General features: G+C 57.1%; 19 protein-coding genes. 11 read left to right on the top strand and 8 right to left on the bottom strand.

The features are described 5' to 3' along the window. The first annotated feature begins 142 nt into the window (after positions 1–142). Positions 143–1,264 carry a toxic anion resistance protein gene (locus AFK63_RS00295; RefSeq protein ID WP_038867166.1) on the top strand — a complete coding sequence of 374 codons (1,122 nt, stop codon included), beginning with the start codon at positions 143–145 and terminating at the stop codon, positions 1,262–1,264. A gap of 59 nt (positions 1,265–1,323) precedes the next feature. Then, positions 1,324–2,298 carry a 5-bromo-4-chloroindolyl phosphate hydrolysis family protein gene (locus tag AFK63_RS00290; RefSeq protein WP_038867164.1) on the top strand — a complete coding sequence of 325 codons (975 nt, stop codon included), beginning with the start codon at positions 1,324–1,326 and terminating at the stop codon, positions 2,296–2,298. A gap of 89 nt (positions 2,299–2,387) precedes the next feature. On the opposite strand, the gene AFK63_RS00285 is transcribed toward AFK63_RS00290, so the two are convergent. Next, positions 2,388–3,878: a nicotinate phosphoribosyltransferase gene (locus AFK63_RS00285; RefSeq protein WP_038867162.1), complete on the bottom strand. Its 1,491-nt coding sequence runs from the start codon at positions 3,876–3,878 to the stop codon at positions 2,388–2,390. Between the two features lie 11 nt (positions 3,879–3,889). Next, on the bottom strand, positions 3,890–4,747 hold the full coding sequence (prs, locus tag AFK63_RS00280; RefSeq protein ID WP_038867160.1) for a ribose-phosphate diphosphokinase: 858 nt from the start codon (positions 4,745–4,747) through the stop codon (positions 3,890–3,892). A gap of 195 nt (positions 4,748–4,942) precedes the next feature. Here prs and AFK63_RS00275 point away from each other — a divergent pair, with 195 nt between their 5' ends. The 4 genes from AFK63_RS00275 (at position 4,943) to AFK63_RS00260 (ending at position 7,890) form a co-directional block, all read left to right on the top strand. Then, positions 4,943–5,662 carry an NUDIX hydrolase gene (locus AFK63_RS00275; protein WP_038867150.1) on the top strand — a complete coding sequence of 240 codons (720 nt, stop codon included), beginning with the start codon at positions 4,943–4,945 and terminating at the stop codon, positions 5,660–5,662. A 74-nt stretch (positions 5,663–5,736) separates the two neighbouring features. Further along, positions 5,737–6,753: a hydrolase gene (locus AFK63_RS00270; RefSeq protein WP_038867148.1), complete on the top strand. Its 1,017-nt coding sequence runs from the start codon at positions 5,737–5,739 to the stop codon at positions 6,751–6,753. Next, positions 6,754–6,972, top strand: a complete 219-nt coding sequence (locus AFK63_RS00265; RefSeq protein ID WP_038867145.1) for a YheU family protein — start codon at positions 6,754–6,756, stop codon at positions 6,970–6,972. It begins immediately after the preceding gene. A gap of 48 nt (positions 6,973–7,020) precedes the next feature. After that, entirely contained in the window at positions 7,021–7,890 is an 870-nt protein-coding gene (locus AFK63_RS00260) for a phosphoribulokinase (protein WP_038867142.1), read from the top strand. A gap of 61 nt (positions 7,891–7,951) precedes the next feature. Here the strand turns inward: AFK63_RS00260 and AFK63_RS00255 are convergent, their stop codons facing one another. Continuing rightward, positions 7,952–8,356 (bottom strand): OsmC family protein, encoded by a 405-nt coding sequence (locus AFK63_RS00255; protein WP_038867140.1) that lies wholly within the window; start codon positions 8,354–8,356, stop codon positions 7,952–7,954. Positions 8,357–8,664: 308 nt separating this feature from the next. Between AFK63_RS00255 and crp the strand changes: the two genes are divergently transcribed. Beyond that, on the top strand, positions 8,665–9,297 hold the full coding sequence (gene crp / locus AFK63_RS00250) for a cAMP-activated global transcriptional regulator CRP (RefSeq protein ID WP_000242758.1): 633 nt from the start codon (positions 8,665–8,667) through the stop codon (positions 9,295–9,297). A gap of 65 nt (positions 9,298–9,362) precedes the next feature. Continuing rightward, positions 9,363–11,447, top strand: coding sequence for a YccS/YhfK family putative transporter (locus AFK63_RS00245; RefSeq protein ID WP_038867138.1), 2,085 nt, complete (start codon positions 9,363–9,365; stop codon positions 11,445–11,447). Here AFK63_RS00245 and argD read toward each other — a convergent pair whose 3' ends face one another. From argD to ppiA, 5 genes are all read right to left on the bottom strand, one after another. After that, entirely contained in the window at positions 11,448–12,668 is a 1,221-nt protein-coding gene (gene argD / locus AFK63_RS00240) for a bifunctional acetylornithine/succinyldiaminopimelate transaminase (protein WP_038867135.1), read from the bottom strand. A gap of 86 nt (positions 12,669–12,754) precedes the next feature. Continuing rightward, positions 12,755–13,318, bottom strand: a complete 564-nt coding sequence (pabA, locus tag AFK63_RS00235; protein ID WP_038867133.1) for an aminodeoxychorismate synthase component 2 — start codon at positions 13,316–13,318, stop codon at positions 12,755–12,757. 30 nt (positions 13,319–13,348) lie between these two features. Continuing rightward, complete coding sequence (locus AFK63_RS00230) at positions 13,349–13,951, bottom strand: putative adenosine monophosphate-protein transferase Fic (protein WP_038867131.1); 603 nt, start codon at positions 13,949–13,951, stop codon at positions 13,349–13,351. After that, positions 13,941–14,111: a YhfG family protein gene (locus tag AFK63_RS19935; RefSeq protein WP_071603776.1), complete on the bottom strand. Its 171-nt coding sequence runs from the start codon at positions 14,109–14,111 to the stop codon at positions 13,941–13,943. The genes AFK63_RS00230 and AFK63_RS19935 overlap by 11 nt, the downstream gene beginning before the upstream one ends. 107 nt (positions 14,112–14,218) lie before the next feature. Further along, positions 14,219–14,791, bottom strand: a complete 573-nt coding sequence (ppiA, locus tag AFK63_RS00225) for a peptidylprolyl isomerase A (RefSeq protein ID WP_007702586.1) — start codon at positions 14,789–14,791, stop codon at positions 14,219–14,221. Positions 14,792–15,066: 275 nt separating this feature from the next. Between ppiA and tsgA the strand changes: the two genes are divergently transcribed. The 3 genes from tsgA to nirD all read left to right on the top strand — a co-directional run bounded on the left by tsgA (position 15,067) and on the right by nirD (position 19,447). Next, entirely contained in the window at positions 15,067–16,254 is a 1,188-nt protein-coding gene (tsgA, locus tag AFK63_RS00220) for an MFS transporter TsgA (RefSeq protein WP_038867129.1), read from the top strand. Positions 16,255–16,577: 323 nt separating this feature from the next. After that, the gene (gene nirB, locus AFK63_RS00215) at positions 16,578–19,124 is read left to right on the top strand and encodes a nitrite reductase large subunit NirB (RefSeq protein ID WP_038867127.1); all 2,547 of its coding nucleotides are present in this window, start codon (positions 16,578–16,580) and stop codon (positions 19,122–19,124) included. Continuing rightward, positions 19,121–19,447, top strand: coding sequence for a nitrite reductase small subunit NirD (nirD, locus tag AFK63_RS00210; RefSeq protein WP_038867125.1), 327 nt, complete (start codon positions 19,121–19,123; stop codon positions 19,445–19,447). Before nirB ends, nirD begins: the two co-directional genes overlap by 4 nt. Positions 19,448–19,565 lie beyond the last annotated feature (118 nt).

Below are 19,565 nucleotides of genomic sequence, written 5' to 3'. Positions count from 1 at the left end.
CAGAAAACACGCGTTATATAGCGCGGAACTCTCAGCCCACATATAAAAATAGTCGCTCTGTCTGATGACTCCCCCACTTGAATAAGGCGTCAGGACAAGATGGCCACAGCCGTGGCTACAATAAAAACTGAGGAAATAGTTAATGACAGATACGACCTCCGTCGCCGCTCCGTCGTCCCTGCCCGCAGCGATGAAAGATATTTTACCCGCCGGCGAAGCGTTAACTCCTGCGGAACAACAGGACGTTGAAAAGCTAATGAACCAGATAGACATTACCGACCCTGTAATGTCGCTTTCGTGGGGTGCCAAAACCATGGGAGAAATCTCTCGGTTTTCTGATGCCTTGCTGGAGCAGGTGCAGGCGAAAGATGCCGGCGTGGTGGGCGAGCAACTGACAGACTTACTGAGTAAGGTTAAAGAGGTGGATTTAACCTCGTTTAGCGAAAAGCCGGGCTTTCTGGCTTCCGTCCCTCTTGTCGGCAAGCTGTTTAACCGCCTCGAACGCACGTTATTAACGTATCAGACGCTGGCGCGTCAGGTTGAGAATATCTCCGCCAGGCTTGAAGAAGCGATGGTTGATTTACTACGCAATATTTCCACGCTTGAGCAACTATTCATTCGCAATCGCGACTACTATCAGCAAATCAATCTGCATATTATTGCCGGCAAGCTAAAAATCGCCCAGCTGCAGAACATCGATATGCCCCTTGCCCAGCAGCACGCCGCTGATGACGCACTGAAGATGCAGACCGCCCGGGACCTGGAAGCCAACATTCAACGTTTTGAACGTCGCCTTCATGACCTGATGCTGTCCCGCACTATCGCCATCCAGACGGCGCCCCAGATTCGCCTGATGCAAGGCAACAGCCAGTCACTGGCGGAGAAGATCCAGAGTAGCCTGCTCACAACCATCCCGGTGTGGAAAACCCAGCTGGTGCTGGCGCTATCGCTACACACTCAGCGCCAGGCAACGAAACTGCAAAAAGACGTATCAGATACCACTAATGATATGCTGCGCCGCAACGCGGAGCTGCTACAGACCGGCACGGTCGAGACGGCTCGTGAAGTGGAACGTTCGGTGGTGGATATCGACACCCTGCGCGATGTCCATGCGCGTCTGTTAACGACCATTGAAGAATCTGTCGCCATCGCCAGCAATGCGCGCGCGAGCCGTCAGAGCGTGGAAAAAGAGCTGTCGGTTATGGAAGACGAATTGCGCACGCGTCTTTCAGCTATCGCCAGCGGAACCGCGCATCAGGCATAAACACTTAACCAGCCGGGCGCGGCGGATGATGCCGCGTCACGCATGTTATGAGAACAGGAATGGCTACTTTTTTAGAAACGCTTCATAACAAGCGCTGGAAGCGTGTCCTTATCCAGCTGTGTATTATGCTATTTTCGGTCAGTTTCGATAATGCCCTGTTGCAGGATACCCTTGCCCATACCCATACATCCCCTGACGCCTTAAGAGGGCCATTAGCCGTATCCTGCTGGGTGGGGTTCATCCTTCTTGCCCGCGCCCTGTTTTACGACCGCGTGGCATTCACGGTCGGTATTCTTGCCGGGCTATTCTGGCCAGGGGCGAATGCCGGCTTCGCATTTTGGGCAGGCGGCGTGGCGCTGGTGACGTATATCCTGCGCAATCTGAAGCCATTTCTAAAAATCTACATCTGGTATCTCATCCTGGGCTGGCTGGCCTGTCTGGCTTACTTAGACGCCTTTGGCACACAGTCATTGTCGGCAGGATATGTCAGCTTCGCTGGTATTCTTATCGCCATTGGGAGCGGCTGGACGCCGCTTTCCATCGCCCTTCGCCGCCTTTTGACAACATTAAAAAATAAGCGGCTCGGGAAAAAAGCGAAGCCCGTTGCCGAACCGCTCCCGGCCGGGCAGGAGACAACAACCGATTTCGACGCTGAACGTGAGGTCCGTTATTTAACGTCCCTGCAAGGGCTGGCGCCGGCGCTTCAGACGGAAATCGATGGCATTATCAATTATACGAACCTGATAATGCTCTGTATTAAAACCGATCCTAAAGATGTGGAGCCGGGAACAAAATTCCTGCAGCGCTATCTGCCCGCGGTAAGAGACATCACGACAAGAAGCCATCGCCTTGTAGAGCAACAAGCGGAGAATAGCAGCGTCGATGAAATTAACGCTCGCAGCGCCGCCATGCTCAAAACGCTGCATTCCGCGTTCAGCCAGCAGCATGCCCGCCTGTTAGAAAATGATAAGACCGAACTCGCTATTGAAATGAGCACGCTCGATAAGATGCTCAAGACGGACGGTTACGTATAATTCGATGAAAGTGCGCCTGCAAACGCAGACGCAGTTGGAAGCGATGCTGCGAAACGACTAACCGGGCCCGCAGGCCCGGTCTGTGACGATTAACGCTGCGCCGCCAGCCGCTGGCGCAGGGTTTCCAGATGTTCCACGCCGTGCAGTTTGCCATCCAGGAAGCGGGTTTTCAGTTCGCCCTGCTGTTCCTGCTCCAGCGTCTGCTCGTCAAACAGCTGATAATCGCCGTTCTCGTCACGCTCCACCCGCAGCAGCCCGCGTGCTGAACGTTTCAGTCCGTTGTCGGTTTTCGGCTCTTTGAAAATCATGCGGCCCACGCCGTTCACTTCACCGTAGGTGGCTTTCATCGCAAAGCCGAAGGTGTCGCGGGTGTTGTACTGGTAGGTGAAAGAGCCCACGCCAAACACCACGTTCGAACTGGCAAAGCCTTTCGCCGCCAGACGGCGCAGGATCTCTTCGGCGCGATCGAGCGTGATGGAATCGCCGTAAATCAGGCCAACATGTGGATCGAGCACTTTATAGCCTTTCTCATTCACGGTGCCGCCGAAGATTTCCCACAGCACTTCCACCGAGCCCTTCTCTTCCGGCGTGCGGTCGGCGCGGGTATCGTCATCGGCGCCGGTGCCGCAGAGGATCTCCACCGGGTCGCCGCTGTCCGGGCGGAACACCACGCGGCCTTCACGCGCCATAATCTGCGCTTTCAGCTCGCGGGTATATTCGGTGATAACGCGCCAGTAATCCCAGGTGTCGGACACAATCGAGACAAAGCCGTTCGGGTAGAGAGAGCAAATCAGGCGGCGGAACGTCTCAATTTCGCTCTCTTTCTCGCCCATGCACATCACGCTGTGCTCGGTCGCCGGAATAGACGCGGCGATAAAACAGTCCTGCCCCTGTGTGTAGTAATCGCGGGCGTAGAGCATCGACGGAATATTATCGGTGCCTTTAAAGCTCATCAGATGGCCGCTACCCGCCTGCGCGGTATCCTGCAAGCCTGACATCCCGCGAAAAGAGAAGTCGTGGCACTGGAAATCCAGGTGGCTCACATCAGAGCAGGTTTTCTCTGCCCAGCGCTCGCAGATTTTACGGTAGTGGTGCGCGATGGTGGCGTTAGTGGAGGATTTCCACAGCTCCGCCGAGAGCACGGTTTCCAGATAGTTCACCAGCCAGAAGAAGTCCGGGAGCGTATTGGTAATGGTCAGCACCGGCACTTTCATCGCCACTTTGCTGCCTTCATCCAGTGCCTTGATATGCAGCGGCAGATAACCAAGCTGATGCAGTGCGCGAATATGCTCCGCGCTTACCGCGCCTTTGCCGATATAGCTGTCCATTACCGCCAGGTACTCGTCAACCACCTCCGCCTGCGGGCGCGCGAAAAATTGTTCGTTAAAGAGGTCGACCAGGAACCATTGCAGGAACCCTTGCAGGCCGAAGAACACCAGCTTGCCGTCTGCGACAGGAGAGTGGAAATGACGATCGCTGCGCGGCGTAAAGTTGGAATACACTTTGGTGGTGCCAGCCGGATACTGTTCGCGATGCGACACTTTGTAGCCATCAATAGCCAGAATCGGATTCATGTTCATCTTCCTTCCCCTTACGCGTTATAAATAGTATTGATATCAATCATTTCTACCCGATCCTGCGCCAGTGAGGCAGGCGCGAATGAAGTCGTCGTATACAGCTGGTCAATGCCGTTATTGAGCAGGTTTTCGACGCCTTTTGAAAACACGCCGTGGGTAACGTACAGACTGACGCTGCGGGCACCCGCGTCGCGCAGCACCTGGGCGGAGCCGATAAACGTGCCGCCCGCGTCGCACAGGTCGTCGACAATCAGCACCGCCTTGTCTTTTACGTCGCCGTCCACCAGACGAAAACCGGTCAGCTCGCCGGTGGCGACATTGCGCTGTTTGGTCAGCGTGGCGAAACCTTCAGCCCCGACCGCCTGCGCTACCGCGTGGATTTTCTTAAGCGCGCCGGCGTCCGGCGCGACCAGCAGCAGCTCACCGGCTTTAAGGGCACTGACGAGCGTCTGGCTTTGCATCAGGCAGCGCGCCTGCGGGATGGCCACGAGATTATCGATGGCGGCCGCAGCGGCTTCGCTGTGCGGGTCCAGAACGAACACTTTGTCGAAACCGAGCGTGTTTAACTGGCGGGCGAACACTTTCAGCGCAAAGCTGTCGCCCGGCTGCATATGCCTGTCCTGGCGGGCATACGGTAGCCACGGCAGTTCCAGATGGCTGAAGCGCACATCGCAATGCTGACGCACCGCGTCGGTCAACTGCGCCAGCAGCATAAAGTCGTCCATCGTTTTCATGGCAGCGGCACGAATACGCATCAGCGAGGCGACGCGAGGCAGCTCGCCGGTCACTTTCGCCCATACGGCGCCGTCAGGAAAACGCCCGGTCTGCGTTGCTATCTCTTGTCCGTCTACCATCAGTTGCGTCTGCATCATATTCGCCCCCGTTAATTAGTTATTGTCCTTGCGACACATTTAATATTGTCCAAGAGACATTAATAAGCAAGCGAAAATTTCAACGGCGCGGTTAAAAAATAGCATGTTGCTGAAAATTAAAGCAATAAAGGTTTATGTTGCCCCGGTCTGTCGGGCTGGTAAACTTGTCTCTGAGACAATTAAACGGAGCGGCGTATGACCACTGAAGCGGAATATCTGGAAAGCTACGATCCGGCGCGGTTCCCTTCCCCGCTGGTGACCGTGGACAGCGTGCTGTTCACCCTGCATGACCAGGCGCTCTGCGTACTGCTGGTGCAGCGTGCCCGCCAGCCGCAGCAGGGGCGCTGGGCCTTGCCAGGCGGCTTTATCGATCTGCAAAAAGATGCCTCGACGCACGCTACGGCGCTGCGCAAACTCACTGAAAAAACCGGCGTGCGCCCGTCATGGCTGGAGCAACTGGAGACATTTTCCGGCCCGGATCGCGACCCGCGCGGCTGGAGCCTGACGACCGCATGGTTTGCGCTTATCGCCTGGGTCGACTGCCAGCCGCATATCGCCTCCGTCAGCGACGCGCAGTGGGTGCCAGTTACCGGGCTGGATACGCTCGCGCTGGCGTTCGATCACCGCACGATTATTGAGGCCGCGCTGCGACGCCTGCGCCAGAAAACCATGTACTCGCTCCTGCCGGTGTACTGCCTGCCGGAATGCTTTACCCTGAGCCAGTTGCAGGAGGCGACGGAAATTATTCTCGGCCAGCCTATCCAGCGTAAAAGCCTGATCCGCCGCTTTGAGGCCTCGGGCATGTTTGAAGAGACCGGCGAGAGCGTCGCGACCGGCGCGCGTAAAGCCCGGCTCTGGCGGCGCAAGCCGGATGCGGATATTCATCTTTTCTCGCGTAATTTGCTGGCTGAGTGATCCGCATCAAACCATCAACAAAATGAATAACAATCGTTATAGTAGTTAGCGAACTAACCAACAGACAGCGTGCCATGGCCGACATTACTCCCGCAGAACTCCCTGCACTGAACACCGATTCCTCACACTTTCAGCCGATGCCGGGGGTAAGTAATCCACATCTGCAGACCATGCTGCCGCGCGTCCTGCGTCGCCGGTTGCAGTTTGAGCCGCACTGGCAGCGTCTGGATCTGCCGGACGGCGATTTTGTCGACCTCGCATTTAGCGAAAACCCCGATCAGGCGCGCCATAAGCCGCGTCTGGTCGTGTTTCACGGGTTAGAAGGCAGCCTGCACAGCCCTTACGCCCACGGGCTAATTCATGCGGCGAAAGCGCGCGGCTGGCTCGGCGTGGTGATGCATTTTCGCGGTTGTAGCGGTGTGCCCAATAAAATGGAGCGCATCTATCATTCCGGCGAAACCGAAGACGGCACCTATTTTCTGCGCTGGCTCGACGAGCGCTACGGCACGGTGCCGACGGCGGCGGTCGGGTATTCGCTTGGCGGCAACATGCTTGGCTGCCTGATGGCGGACATTGACGCCGCTTTCCCGCTTAATGCCGGGGTGATCGTCTCCGCGCCGTTTATGCTGGAGCACTGTTGTAACCATATGGAAAAAGGCTTTTCGCGCTTTTATCAGTTCTATCTGCTGAACCTGTTGAAAGCGAACGCCACCCGCAAACTGAAGGCCTGGCCCGGCACGCTGCCCATTGAACTGGCCCAGCTTAAACGCCTGCGCCGCATCCGCGATTTCGACGATCTTATCACCTCGAAAATTCACGGCTACCGCGACGCCGTCGATTATTACCAGCAGTGCAGCGCCCTGCCGCGGCTTGCGAAGATCACCCGCCCGACGCTGATTATTCACGCCAAAGACGACCCGTTTATGGATCATCACGTGATCCCCGATCCGGCCACGCTGCCTGCTAATATTGAATATCAGCTGACGGAGCATGGCGGTCACGTGGGCTTCGTCGGCGGCACGCTGCGTCAGCCGAAAATGTGGCTGGAGCAGCGCATTCCTGACTGGCTAACCCCTTATCTGGACCGATAAATGATCATTCCCTGGCAAGAACTCGACCCCGATACGCTGGACCGACTGATTGAAGCCTTCGTCTTGCGCGAAGGCACCGATTATGGTGAACATGAACGCTCGCTTGAGCAAAAGGTCGCCGATGTGCGGCGTCAGTTGCAAAGCGGCGAAGCCGTACTTGTGTGGTCTGAACTGCACGAAACGGTCAATATCATGCCGCGCGCGCAGTTTCGCGGTTAACGTTGCCTGGCGGAGCCTTGCCCCGCCGCTTCAGGGAGTTGTCTCGCTATGTCTGCCAAACATCCGGTTATCGCCGTCACGGGTTCCAGCGGCGCGGGCACCACGACGACCAGCCTTGCGTTTCGTAAAATTTTCGCCCAGCTGAATCTTCACGCCGCCGAAGTGGAAGGCGACAGCTTTCACCGCTACACGCGCCCGGAAATGGACATGGCAATCCGTAAGGCGCGCGATTTGGGCCGCCATATCAGCTATTTCGGCCCGGAGGCGAATGATTTCGGCCTGCTGGAGCAAACCTTTGTGGAATACGGCCTGACCGGCAAAGGGCAGTCGCGCAAATATCTGCATACCTACGATGAAGCCGTGCCCTGGAATCAGGTGCCAGGCACTTTTACGCCGTGGCAGCCGCTGCCGGAGCCAACAGATGTGCTGTTTTATGAAGGCCTGCACGGCGGCGTGGTGACGCCGCAGAATGACGTGGCGAAGCATGTCGACTTGCTGGTGGGCGTGGTACCTATCGTCAACCTGGAGTGGATCCAGAAAATGATCCGCGACACCAGCGAGCGCGGGCATTCCCGCGAGGCGGTGATGGATTCCGTGGTGCGCTCGATGGAAGATTACATCAACTACATCACGCCGCAGTTTTCACGCACGCATATCAACTTCCAGCGCGTGCCGACGGTGGACACCTCAAACCCGTTCGCCGCCAAAGGCATTCCGTCACTCGACGAGAGCTTTGTGGTGATTCATTTCCGTAATCTGGACAATATCGATTACCCCTGGCTGCTCGCGATGTTGCAGGGCTCGTTTATTTCTCACATCAATACGTTGGTGGTGCCGGGCGGCAAAATGGGGCTGGCGATGGAACTGATTATGTTGCCGCTGGTGCAGCGGCTGATGGAAGGCAAGCAGATACAGTGACGCCACGCCGTAACAGGCAGAAATCGTAGGGCGGGTCAGCGCAGCGCCACCCGCCCCCGCATTACCCTTCTATCACCTCATACGAATGCGTAATGTTCACGCCTTTGCCGAGCATCAACGCCACCGAACAATATTTTTCCGCCGACAGATCCACCGCACGCGCGACCGCTGCATCCTTCAGAGCCTTCCCCGTCACGACAAAATGCAGGTTGATATGCGTGAACAGGCGCGGCGCCTCTTCGCGGCGTTCAGAGGTGAGCTTCACTTCGCAGTCAGTCACCTCGTGACGGCCTTTTTGCAGAATAGACACCACGTCGATAGCGCTGCAACCGCCTGCGGCCATCAGCACCATTTCCATCGGGCTTGGCGCTTTGTCGCCAGAGTTGCCATCCATCAGGATCTGGTGGCCTGATGCGGACTCGCCCAGGAAGGTTAAGCCTTCCACCCATTTCACTCGTGCATGCATGATTATCGCTCCAGGCTATTCATTTTACTGACAGATTACGCGGCCCCGCCATAAGAGGCAACGGAAGGCGACCTGCGTCAAGCTGAAACGAGACAACAGGAGACACCTGAGAAAAGCTATGCTAAAACAGTCTGGATGCAGCGGCGATACATTGATGTTACGCATGTATGCAGAGGAGAGACAATTTATCGGCTGCGATGTCCACGGACAGCCAACTTCCCTGGATGCGGGAAGATGATGATTGCAGAGCCAGACAGGGGTTACGCGCCCTGTCTTTGGAGCCAGTTTAAAACAGAGGATAACCGCGCATGGTGCTTGGCAAACCGCAAACAGACCCGACTCTTGAATGGTTCTTGTCTCATTGCCACATTCATAAGTATCCATCTAAGAGCACGCTGATTCACCAGGGTGAAAAAGCGGAGACGCTGTACTACATCGTCAAAGGCTCAGTGGCAGTGCTGATCAAAGACGAAGAGGGCAAGGAGATGATCCTCTCGTACCTGAATCAGGGAGACTTCATCGGCGAACTGGGTTTGTTCGAGGAAGGTCAGGAACGCAGCGCCTGGGTTCGCGCTAAAACTGCCTGTGAAGTGGCTGAGATCTCTTACAAAAAATTCCGTCAGCTGATTCAGGTAAACCCGGATATTCTGATGCGTCTTTCTTCACAGATGGCGCGTCGTCTGCAGGTGACCTCAGAAAAAGTCGGCAACCTGGCGTTCCTCGACGTGACGGGCCGCATCGCGCAGACGCTCCTGAATCTCGCCAAACAGCCGGACGCCATGACCCATCCGGACGGTATGCAGATCAAAATTACCCGCCAGGAAATCGGTCAGATCGTGGGTTGCTCCCGCGAAACCGTGGGCCGTATCCTGAAGATGCTCGAAGATCAAAACCTGATTTCCGCGCACGGGAAAACCATCGTGGTTTACGGAACCCGCTAAGGTTTCTGAAAAAAACGGCGTGTCGCTTCGGTAACACGCCGTTTTTGTTTCTATACTTCTCCCCTATGTGGCGTCGTCTTATCTATCACCCTGAAATCAATTACGCTTTGCGGCAAACGCTGACCTTAAGCCTGCCGGTCGCGGTGGGATTGATGCTGGGCCATTTACAACAGGGGCTGCTGTTCTCGCTGGTGCCCGCGTGCTGCAACATCGCCGGTCTCGATACCCCCCACAAACGCTTCTTCAAACGCCTGATTATCGGCGCGTCGCTGTTCGCGCTGAGCAGCCTGGCGGTACAGTTTCTGCTGTTGCAGGCGGTGCCGCTGCCGCTGATTTTGCTGATGCTGGCGCTGCTGCTCGGCGTGACGGCGGAGATAAGCCCGCTGCATGCGCGTCTGCTGCCCGCGTCGCTTATCGCGGCGATTTTCACGTTAAGCCTTGCCGGCAATATGCCAGTCTGGCAACCGATGTTGCTTTATATTCTCGGCACCCTCTGGTATGGCTTGTTCAATGGTTTCTGGTTCTGGCTGTGGCGTGAGCAGCCGCTTCGCGAATCGTTAAGCCTGATTTATCAAAGCCTCGCTGATTACTGCGAGGCGAAATATAGCCTGCTGACACGCCATACCGACCCGGAACAGGCGCTGCCGCCGCTGCTGGTGCACCAGCAAAAAGTCGTGGATCAGATAAGCCAGTGTTATCAGCAGTTGCAAATGCTGGCGGCGACCCGGCAGAACGGCTACAAGCGTCTGCTACGCGCCTTTCAGGTAGCGCTGGATCTTCAGGAGCATATCTCGGTGTCACTGCATCAACCGGGCGAAGTGCAAAAGCTGGTGGAGCGCAGCCATGCGGAAGCGGTGTTGCGCTGGACGGCGCAAACCGTGGCCGCGCGCCTGCGCACGCTCTCCGACGATATCCTCTATCACCGCTATTCTCACCGCTTTACGATGGACAAACAGATCGAGGCGCTGTCAAAAATCTCCCGCCAGCACCCTGATAACCCGGTCGGGCAGTTTTGCGAATACCATTTCAGCCGCATCGCCCGCGTGCTGCGTACCCAGCGCCCGCTTTACGCCCGCGACCTCATGGATAACGGCCAGCGCCGCCTGCCGCTGTTGCCCGCGCTGAAAAGCTATCTGTCGTTCAAATCGGCCGCGCTGCGCACCGCGGCGCGGCTTGGCGTGATGCTCGCGGCGGCGGGTCTGCTGGCGAGCGTATTTCAGTTGCCGAAGCCGTACTGGATCCTGATGACGGTCCTGTTCGTCACGCAAAACGGCTACGGCGCGACGCGGGTGCGCATTTTGCACCGTGCGGGCGGCACGCTGGCCGGGCTGATTATCGCGGGCATTACGCTGCATCTGAATGTGCCGCAGGGCTATACGCTGCTCGGCATGCTGGTGGTGACCTTAATCAGCTATCTCATTATCCGCCGCAACTACGGCTGGGCGATGATTGGCTTCACCGTGACGGCGGTCTATTCGCTTCAATTGCTGACGCTGAACGGCGAGCAGTACATTGTGGCGCGTCTGATTGACACCCTGACAGGTTGTCTCATCGCTTTTGGCGGTATGGTCTGGCTCTGGCCGCAGTGGCAAAGCGGCCTGCTGCGCCAGAACGCGCACGACGCGCTGGAAGCCGATCAAGAGGCGCTGCGCCTGATCCTGAGCGACGATCCACAGCCCGCGCCGCTCGCGTGGCAGCGCATGCGCGTCAACCAGGCGCATAACGCGCTCTACAACTCGCTCAATCAGGCGATGCAGGAGCCGGGCTTTAACAGCCGGTATCTGGAGGATATGCGCCTGTGGGTAACACACAGCCAGTTTATCGTCGAGCACATCAACGCGATAACGACGCTGGCGCGCGAGCAATCCACGCTGACGCCGGAAACCGCGGCGCGCTACTTACAGGCCTGTGAAATCGCGCTGCAACGCTGTCAGCAGCGGCTGGAACATGACACGCCGGGCGAGACGCAAAACGAGGCGGTGCTGGAGGGCGAAGAGGTATTGCCGGAAGGGCCGCTCAGCGTGATGGAACATCACCTGCTGCGCATTCTCGATCATCTGCGCACTATGCACACTATTTCGTCCGTGGCGTGGCGTCAACGGCCCCACCACGGGATCTGGCTCAGGCGGCGCCTTAGCCCGTCACGCTGATCAGCTGTTCACCACGCGTGCGACCGCGCGTGCAAAACGGGCCATGCCTTCGTCGATATCGGCGCGCTCCACCAGCAGCGACGGCGCGAAACGCATCACGTCCGGGCCGGCATTAAGCACCATCACGCCCTCGGCGGCCGCCGCATAAAGCAGGTCACGCGCGCGACCGTGGAACGCCGGTGCCAGCTCGGCGCCAATCAGCAAACCCATGCCGCGAATGTCGCTGAACAGGCCGTACTGCTCGCCGGTTTGCTTAAGATGCTGCACAAACTGTTCGCGCTTGCGCGCCACGCCGTCCAGTACGTCCGGGGTATTGATGATATCAAACGCCTCGCCCGCGACCGCGCAGGCCAGCGGATTACCGCCATACGTGGAGCCGTGGGAGCCAACGTGAAATGCCGAGGCAACCTCATGCGTCGTCAGCATCGCGCTCACCGGGAAACCGCCGCCGAGCGCTTTGGCGCTGGTAAGAATGTCCGGCGTCACGCCATAGTGCATATAAGCAAACAGCTTGCCGCTGCGGCCCATGCCGCACTGCACTTCATCAAACACCAGCAATGCCTGATGGGCGTCGCACAGCTCGCGCAGGCCACGCAGGAATTCCGGCGTCGCGGCCGTTACGCCGCCCTCGCCCTGTACCGGCTCGACCACGACCGCGCAGGTGTGGTCATCCATCACCGCTTTTACCGCGTCGAGATCGTTGAACGGCACGTGAATAATATCTGCTGGTTTCGGGCCGAAACCGTCGGAGTATTTCGCCTGGCCGCCCACGGAAACGGTAAACAGCGAACGACCATGAAACGCGTTATAAAACGCGATGATTTTGGTTTTGTATGGGCTGTGGCGGGTGATGGCATAGTGACGGGCCAGCTTAAACGCGGTTTCGTTGGCTTCGGTGCCGGAGTTCATAAACACGACGCGTTCGGCGAACGTGGCGTCTACCAGTTTTTGCCCCAGGCGCAGCGCGGGTTCGTTAGTGAAAACGTTACTGGTGTGCCAGAGCATTTCGCCCTGCGCTTTCAGCGCCTCCACCAGCCGCGGGTGGCAATGGCCGAGCGCCGTCACCGCGATGCCGCCCGCGAAATCGACATACTCCTTGCCCTGCTGATCCCAGACACGGCTGCCCTTGCCTTTCACCGGAATAAACTCAGCAGGTGCATAAATCGGCAGGATCACTTCATCAAAGGTGGCGCGCGTAATTGCTGTTTTTTCAGTTGCCATTTCATGCCCATCCAGTAAATGTGCCATCGCACATGAAAAGATAAGCATAAAATATGAATAAAAAATCAATAAAAGGCAATAAAAATTCAGCGAGAAAGAAAGTTCGCAAGCAACTGGTGGCCCTGCTCGCTCAGGATGCTTTCCGGGTGGAACTGCACGCCTTCCAGCGGCAGTTGACGATGGCGAATCCCCATAATCTCGCCCTCGTCCGTCCAGGCCGTTATCTCAAACTCGGCGGGCAGCGTGGCGCGGTCGATAATCAGCGAGTGGTAGCGGGTCACGGTTAGCGGGTTATTGAGCCCGGCGAAAACGCCCGTATTGTTGTGCTGGATAACCGAGGTCTTGCCGTGCATGACATTCTGCGCGCGCACGACCGCCGCGCCGAAAGCCTGACCGATGGCCTGGTGTCCGAGGCAGACGCCGAGAACAGGCAGACGACCGGCATAGCGGCGGATAACCTCAAGCGAAATACCCGCCTCATTCGGCGTGCAGGGGCCGGGGGAAATCACGATACGCGCGGGCGCGAGCGCGTCGATATCGTCAGGCGTCAGCTCATCGTTGCGCCTGACCATCACCTCTGCGCCCAGCTCGCTGAAATACTGAAACAGGTTCCAGGTGAAAGAATCGTAATTGTCGATAAGCAGTAACATGGCGGCTCCGAAAAAAAGAACCGCGCCAGTTTACTCGCTTTCCCGCGCTTCGCTCACTACGCTTGCAAAGATTTTCTCAAGCGGCGCCAGGTCGCCCATCGCGCCCGCCTGGTTGGCGGCGCGCCACGCATCGACATCAATATCCCGCCAGTCGAGGGTATACCCCGCATGCAGCGCCAGTTGTTCGAAAAATACGCGCTGCGCGCGCCCGGTGCCGATGCGGAACGGATGCAGCACGTTAATTTCACAGTAGTAATGCGCAAGACGAGCGACAAATTCGTCATGCTCCAGGCCGACGAGATAATCCTCGTCTTCCAGCGCCTGCATCAGCGCGTTGCCCTCTTTTTCCAGATATTCAAAATGGGCAAAACGCGTGTCGCCCTGGTAAATATCCACTTCACGCAGTTCGCCCGCCCATTCGTAGATATCCTGAAAAAGCTGACGGTGGATAGCGCACAGGTGCGGTAGCCCGCGCTGAACCGGGCCGAGTTCCAGCGTCGCCGCGCGCAGGGAAGTCAGCTCGCGCTCGGCGTGCTGGAGATCCTGCGCAGCATGGATGTTCAGCCGGTTGCGCAGTACATCGCTGCCGGACCAGAAATAAGGGTCGCGCCCGTCGCCGAATTTATCGCTCATAGTGCCCCCTCAGCTCTTCAATGCGCGCCAGCGCTTCTTCGCGGGTTAAGGTCACCAGAGGCACCTCGATGCCTTCCAGCCGGTTGCTGGCCTGAAAGTTATGATTTTTTTGCGCGTCCCAGAGCCGGGACTTTTGTCTGTCGGTGAGTTTTCTGGCCATTTTGCCTCCCTGAACGTAACCCCATGTGCCACAAGTATAAGCAGCAATGGGCGGGTTTGCCGGGAGGAGAGACGACGCGGGCCGTGAAGCCCACGTCAGGATGAGGGTTACGGCAGGACTTTCGCAGAGAGGATCACAACCGGTTTGGACGGCACATTCTGGTACGGGCCAACGTCGTGGGTCTGCACCTGGGCGATTTTATCCGCCACATCCATGCCTTTGACCACTTTACCGAAAACAGCGTAGCCGAAGTCGCGCTGACCGTGGTTCAGGAAGGCGTTGTCAGCGACATTGATAAAGAACTGGCTGGTGGCGCTGTCTTTATCGGCGGTGCGCGCCATAGCGATGGTGCCGCGCGCGTTTGGCAGACCATTATCCGCCTCGTTTTTCACTGGCGCATTGGTCGGTTTTTGCTGCATATCCGCCGTGAAGCCGCCGCCCTGCACCATAAAGCCTGGGATCACGCGGTGGAAAATGGTGTTGTTGTAAAAACCGCTGTTAACGTAATCAACAAAGTTCTTCACGCTTGCCGGCGCTTTCTGGCTGTTCAGTTCCAGCTCAATATTCCCCGCGGAGGTGGTAAGCAGCACGTGCGGGTCGCCTTTTGCCGCCAGTGCAGCAGGAGAAAGGGCAGAGAGAGCAAATACAGCCGCAACAGCCGCCAGAGTGGATTTGAGCATGACGAATTCCTTCCGAAGCAGAAAAAAGCGAGTGGGTCGATTCTAAATAGCGAATGCATGACGTGCCAGAGATTTACCTGGTTTTACGTACCAGCGCGCAGCGAAAACGCGCTCATCGGATCTGATGCGTACAATTCTGTGACGGGCATCATATAAACAATGTCGTTTTACACAGCATGTGATCAATGTTTGTTTTATTGGATCACATTACACCCTAGAATGCCCACGTTCTCGGCGCCGTCAACGCGCTTTACACTTCTATTCACAGGCCAGTCATGACTAACAGCAATCGTATTAAGCTCACATGGATCAGCTTTTTTTCCTACGCCCTTACCGGCGCGTTGGTGATCGTCACCGGGATGGTGATGGGCAATATCGCAGAGTATTTTCATCTGCCCGTATCCAGCATGAGTAACACCTTTACTTTCCTGAATGCCGGGATCCTTATCTCTATCTTTTTAAACGCCTGGCTGATGGAAATCGTGCCGCTGAAAACCCAGCTGCGCTTTGGTTTTGTGTTGATGGTGCTCGCCGTAGTGGCGCTGATGTTCAGCCAGAGCCTGACGCTTTTCTCCGCTGCGATGTTCGTGCTCGGCCTGGTGAGTGGGATCACGATGTCGATCGGGACGTTCCTGATTACGCATATGTACGAAGGACGCCAGCGCGGCTCTCGCCTGCTGTTTACTGACTCCTTCTTCAGTATGGCCGGGATGATTTTCCCGATGGTCGCCGCGTTTCTGCTGGCGCGCAGCATTGAGTGGTACTGGGTTTACGCCTGCATTGGCCTGGTCTATGTCGCGATTTTCATTCTGACTTTCGGCTGTGATTTCCCGGTGCTTGGCAAACATGCCCCACAGGAAAACCAGCCGGTCGCAAAAGAGAAATGGGGCGTGGGCGTGCTGTTCCTCTCCATCGCCGCGCTCTGCTACATTCTGGGCCAGCTGGGCTTTATCGGCTGGGTGCCGGAATACGCTACCAAAGGTCTTGGCATGAACCTGAATGATGCCGGTACGCTGGTGAGCAACTTCTGGATGTCTTATATGGTCGGCATGTGGGTCTTCAGCTTCGTTCTGCGCTTCTTTGATTTGCAGCGCATTCTGACCGTGCTGGCAGGTCTCGCCACGGTGCTGATGTACTTCTTTATTACCAGCAAGCCGGAGCATATGGCGTGGTTTATTCTGGCGCTCGGTTTCTTCTCCAGCGCTATTTACACCACCATCATTACGCTCGGCTCTCAGCAGACCAAAGTCTCCTCGCCGAAGCTGGTTAACTTCATCCTGACCTGCGGTACCGTCGGCACCATGCTGACCTTTATCGTGACCGGCCCGATTGTGGCGAATCACGGCCCGCAGGCGGCGCTGTTTACCGCCAACGGCCTCTACGCCGTCGTGTTTGTAATGTGCTTCGCGCTGGGCTTCGTCACCCGCCATCGCCAGCACGCGAAAACCGCGGCAGCGCACTAAGCCTTATCCGTCCCCTCCCGGCCGGGAGGGGACATTCTGTTTAATTTCCCCACTGTTTCGCTTCCCGTTCCGTCCCGGTTTTACCTCGCTCTCGCCTTGCATGAGATATTCACGCCATAAAATTATCTGGCGAAAATTCATTCCGCATCGGTTCAAAAAACGAACACCCGTGAAACCCTAATCAATTCCTGTACTTATAAAAACCCACAAAAATCAAGGATATACCCCTTAAGAGGTATATAAAGATGTAATTGATTTATATCAATAAGCGGGGGTGCTGAATCGTTAAGGTAGGCGGTAATAGAAAAGAAATCGAGGCAAAAATGAGCAAAGTCAGACTCGCTATTATCGGTAACGGCATGGTTGGTCACCGCTTTATCGAAGACCTTCTCGATAAAGCCGATCCAGGCCAGTTCGACATCACCGTCTTCTGTGAGGAGCCGCGCATCGCCTATGACCGCGTGCACCTCTCTTCCTACTTCTCTCATCATACCGCTGAAGAACTGTCGCTGGTTCGCGAAGGCTTTTACGACAAGCATGGCGTGAAAGTGCTGGTAGGCGAGCGCGCCATCACCATCAACCGTCAGGAGAAAGTGATCCACTCCAGCGCCGGGCGCACTGTCTATTACGACAAACTGATTATGGCGACCGGCTCCTACCCGTGGATCCCGCCGATTAAAGGCTCCGAAACGCAGGACTGCTTTGTCTACCGCACGATTGAAGACCTGAACGCGATCGAAGCCTGCGCGCGACGCAGCAAACGCGGCGCGGTCGTCGGCGGCGGTCTGCTCGGTCTTGAGGCCGCTGGCGCGCTGAAAAACTTAGGCGTTGAAACGCACGTTATCGAATTTGCGCCGATGCTGATGGCCGAACAGCTCGACCAGATGGGCGGCGAGCAGCTGCGCCGTAAAATTGAAAGCATGGGCGTGAAAGTACACACCAGCAAAAACACCCAGGAAATCGTGCAGCAGGGCGTCGACGCGCGTAAAACCATGCGCTTTGCCGACGGCAGCGAGCTGGAAGTCGACTTTATCGTCTTCTCCACTGGTATCCGCCCACGCGACAAACTGGCTAAACAATGCGATCTGGACATCGCGCCGCGCGGCGGCGTCATGATTAACGATCAGTGCCAGACATCCGACCCGGATATCTACGCGATCGGCGAATGCGCCAGCTGGAACAGCCGCGTCTATGGCCTCGTGGCGCCGGGTTACAAAATGGCGCAGGTGGCGGTCGACCATATTCTCGGTAACCCTGGCAACCGTTTTGAAGGCGCGGATCTCAGCGCCAAGCTGAAACTGCTGGGCGTGGATGTCGGCGGTATCGGCGACGCGCATGGTCGCACCCTGAAATCCCGCAGCTATGTGTTCCTCGACGAAAGCAAAGAAATTTACAAACGTCTTATCGTCAGCGAGGACAACAAAACGCTGCTCGGCGCGGTGCTGGTAGGCGACACCAGCGATTACGGCAACCTGCTGCAACTGGTGCTGAACGGCATCGAACTGCCGGAAAACCCGGATTCGCTGATCCTGCCGTCGCACGCAGGCCAGGGCAAACCCTCCATCGGCGTTGATAAACTGCCGGACAGCGCGCAGATTTGCTCCTGCTTCGACGTCACCAAAGGCGCGCTCATCGCCGCCATTAACAAAGGCTGCCACACCGTCGCGGCGCTGAAAGCGGAAACCAAAGCCGGTACGGGCTGTGGCGGCTGTATTCCGTTGGTCACCCAGGTGCTGAACGCTGAACTGGCGAAACAGGGCATCGAAATCACCAACAACCTTTGCGAACACTTTGCGTACTCTCGCCAGGAGCTGTACCACCTGATTCGCGTCGAGGGCATTAAATCCTTCGACGAACTGCTGGAAAAACATGGCCAGGGTTACGGCTGTGAAGTATGTAAACCGACCGTCGGTTCCCTGCTGGCCTCCTGCTGGAATGAGTACATCCTCAAGCCGCAGCACACGCCGTTGCAGGACACCAACGACAACTTCCTGGCCAACATCCAGAAAGATGGCACCTACTCGGTGATCCCGCGCTCCGCTGGCGGTGAAATTACCCCGGAAGGACTGATGGAAGTGGGTCGCATCGCCCGCGAATTTAACCTGTACACCAAAATCACCGGTTCTCAGCGTATCGGTCTGTTTGGCGCGCAGAAAGACGACCTGCCGGAAATCTGGCGTCAGCTGATTGCCGCGGGCTTTGAAACCGGCCACGCTTACGCTAAAGCGCTGCGTATGGCGAAAACCTGCGTCGGCAGCACATGGTGCCGTTACGGCGTCGGCGACAGCGTGGGCTTCGGCGTTGAGCTGGAAAACCGTTACAAAGGCATCCGCACCCCGCACAAAATGAAATTCGGCGTTTCTGGCTGTACGCGCGAATGCGCCGAGGCACAGGGTAAAGACGTGGGCATTATCGCCACCGAAAAAGGCTGGAACCTGTATGTCTGCGGTAATGGCGGGATGAAACCGCGCCATGCCGACCTGCTGGCGGCGGATCTCGATAAAGAGACCCTGGTGCGCTACCTCGATCGCTTCATGATGTTCTACATCCGCACCGCCGACAAACTGACCCGCACAGCCTCCTGGCTGGAAAGCCTCGAAGGCGGCATCGACTATCTGAAGAGTGTGATTATCGACGACAAGCTGGGCCTTAACAGCCAGCTGGAAGCCGAAATGACCCGTCTGCGCGAAGCGGTGATTTGCGAGTGGACCGAAACGGTCAATAACCCGCAGGCACAGGGCCGCTTCAAACACTTCGTCAACAGCGATCGCCGCGACCCGAACGTGCAGGTGGTGCCGGAGCGCCAGCAGCATCGTCCGGCCACGCCTTATGAGCGTATCCCCGTCACCTTCGTGGAGGAAACCGTATGAGCCAGTGGAACACCATTTGCAAGCTCGATGATATTGTCCCGGCGACCGGCGTCTGCGCGCTGGTAGGCGAACACCAGGTGGCGATCTTCCGCCCTCGCGCCAGCGAAGAGGTTTATGCCATCAGCAATATCGACCCGTTCTTTGAGGCGAGTGTCCTGTCGCGCGGCATTATCGCCGAGCATCAGGGCGACCTGTGGGTCGCGAGCCCGCTGAAAAAACAGCGCTTCCGCCTGCGTGACGGGCTTTGTATGGAAGATGAAAGCCGTTCTGTGGCGCACTTTGAGGCGCGCGTGAAAGACGGTCAGGTACAGGTGAAGGCGTAACCCGGGAAGGCCAGACAACGCCTTCAGGTTTCAGGCGGGTGGCGCTTCGCTTACCCGCCCCTGATTCGCGGGCGTTGACACACAGGGTGGACAAGCGCCACGCATCCACCACGGCGCG

The organism is Cronobacter muytjensii ATCC 51329, assembly GCF_001277195.1.
Classification (GTDB): domain Bacteria; phylum Pseudomonadota; class Gammaproteobacteria; order Enterobacterales; family Enterobacteriaceae; genus Cronobacter; species Cronobacter muytjensii.
The sequence above is the reverse complement of the archived record's forward strand: the minus strand, read 5'-3'. Positions and strand labels throughout refer to the sequence as shown.

Excerpts from the sequence above, each read along its gene's own strand:
- ppiA (WP_007702586.1), bottom strand. The coding sequence starts at position 14,791 with ATGCTCAAATCCACTCTGGCGGCTGTTGCGGCTGTATTTGCTCTCTCT.
- nirB (WP_038867127.1), top strand. The coding sequence starts at position 16,578 with ATGAGCAAAGTCAGACTCGCTATTATCGGTAACGGCATGGTTGGTCAC.
- AFK63_RS00285 (WP_038867162.1), bottom strand. The coding sequence starts at position 3,878 with ATGAACATGAATCCGATTCTGGCTATTGATGGCTACAAAGTGTCGCAT.
- AFK63_RS00270 (WP_038867148.1), top strand. The coding sequence starts at position 5,737 with ATGGCCGACATTACTCCCGCAGAACTCCCTGCACTGAACACCGATTCC.
- tsgA (WP_038867129.1), top strand. The coding sequence starts at position 15,067 with ATGACTAACAGCAATCGTATTAAGCTCACATGGATCAGCTTTTTTTCC.
- AFK63_RS00260 (WP_038867142.1), top strand. The coding sequence starts at position 7,021 with ATGTCTGCCAAACATCCGGTTATCGCCGTCACGGGTTCCAGCGGCGCG.
- AFK63_RS00295 (WP_038867166.1), top strand. The coding sequence starts at position 143 with ATGACAGATACGACCTCCGTCGCCGCTCCGTCGTCCCTGCCCGCAGCG.
- AFK63_RS00255 (WP_038867140.1), bottom strand. The coding sequence starts at position 8,356 with ATGCATGCACGAGTGAAATGGGTGGAAGGCTTAACCTTCCTGGGCGAG.
- prs (WP_038867160.1), bottom strand. The coding sequence starts at position 4,747 with ATGATGCAGACGCAACTGATGGTAGACGGACAAGAGATAGCAACGCAG.
- nirD (WP_038867125.1), top strand. The coding sequence starts at position 19,121 with ATGAGCCAGTGGAACACCATTTGCAAGCTCGATGATATTGTCCCGGCG.
- pabA (WP_038867133.1), bottom strand. The coding sequence starts at position 13,318 with ATGTTACTGCTTATCGACAATTACGATTCTTTCACCTGGAACCTGTTT.
- crp (WP_000242758.1), top strand. The coding sequence starts at position 8,665 with ATGGTGCTTGGCAAACCGCAAACAGACCCGACTCTTGAATGGTTCTTG.
- AFK63_RS00275 (WP_038867150.1), top strand. The coding sequence starts at position 4,943 with ATGACCACTGAAGCGGAATATCTGGAAAGCTACGATCCGGCGCGGTTC.
- AFK63_RS00245 (WP_038867138.1), top strand. The coding sequence starts at position 9,363 with ATGTGGCGTCGTCTTATCTATCACCCTGAAATCAATTACGCTTTGCGG.
- AFK63_RS00290 (WP_038867164.1), top strand. The coding sequence starts at position 1,324 with ATGGCTACTTTTTTAGAAACGCTTCATAACAAGCGCTGGAAGCGTGTC.
- argD (WP_038867135.1), bottom strand. The coding sequence starts at position 12,668 with ATGGCAACTGAAAAAACAGCAATTACGCGCGCCACCTTTGATGAAGTG.
- AFK63_RS00230 (WP_038867131.1), bottom strand. The coding sequence starts at position 13,951 with ATGAGCGATAAATTCGGCGACGGGCGCGACCCTTATTTCTGGTCCGGC.
- AFK63_RS19935 (WP_071603776.1), bottom strand. The coding sequence starts at position 14,111 with ATGGCCAGAAAACTCACCGACAGACAAAAGTCCCGGCTCTGGGACGCG.
- AFK63_RS00265 (WP_038867145.1), top strand. The coding sequence starts at position 6,754 with ATGATCATTCCCTGGCAAGAACTCGACCCCGATACGCTGGACCGACTG.